This is a genomic window from Leisingera sp. ANG-M1 (assembly GCF_000813745.1).
Classification (GTDB): Bacteria; Pseudomonadota; Alphaproteobacteria; order Rhodobacterales; family Rhodobacteraceae; genus Leisingera.
Map to the genome: position 1 here is coordinate 1 of NZ_JWLC01000055.1, position 771 is coordinate 771.

The 771-nt window shown below is 65.1% G+C and carries 2 protein-coding genes; both read right to left on the bottom strand.

Features of this window, described 5'->3' with window-relative positions; translation table 11 throughout:
• Positions 1–521 (bottom strand): AAA family ATPase (locus RA19_RS25215; protein WP_039168620.1); only part of this gene is annotated, 521 nt, incomplete at its 3' end.
• Positions 522–605: 84 nt separating this feature from the next.
• Positions 606–771 (bottom strand): chorismate synthase (locus RA19_RS26360; RefSeq protein WP_152615880.1); only part of this gene is annotated, 166 nt, incomplete at its 5' end.

Here is a 771-nt window from a genome sequence, read left to right on the forward strand (position 1 = left end):
ATGCTGTCAAAGGGACGCAGGTCACGCGACAGCTCCACCCGGCGGCCGCTGCTGTCCCGGCCCGTGACAACCGCACCGCGGCGCTCAGCAATGCTGTTGGCGCGGCCCAGGCTCTCGCCGACCCAAAGCGCCTCGGATTTGATCTCAGGATCTTTGCCAAACATCGTCCGCGGCACCGGCGCCGGCAGGCCCAGATCAACCGCATAGCCGTAGTCTTCAGCCGAAAACCCAAGCTTTAGAGCCACAGATCCCTTGCGCCGGGTGCCCTCGATAGGAATTTCGCCGCGCCGCATCCGGGCGCTGATGTGTTCCGGCCCGGCCCACAGCGTCGATTCCAGCCCGCCCTCTGCCGCCAGCGAGGCAATGGCACGCCCCTGCGCCACCTCTGCCAGCAGCCGCAGCGAGCGGTAGAGCGAGGATTTGCCTGCTCCATTGGCACCGCTCACCACGGTGAGCTGCTCCAGCGGCAGGGTTGCGTCACGGATCGAGCGGTAGCCGGAAACGGCCAGGGTAATCAGCATGTCAAAGGACCGGATGTAAAAGCACTGTGCAAAACCTGCTTGGTTTTGCAGCTCTGCGCAACCGGTCCCGTCAACGGGAGGTGCTTAACCGATACGGCCTTGGTTTTCGCCAATCTGGCCGCGGTGCAGCAGCAGGTGGTCCAGGATCACGCAGGCCATCATCGCCTCGGCCACCGGCACCGCGCGGATTCCGACGCAAGGGTCGTGGCGGCCCTTGGTGATCACTTCGGTGGCAGAGCCGTCCTTGCGG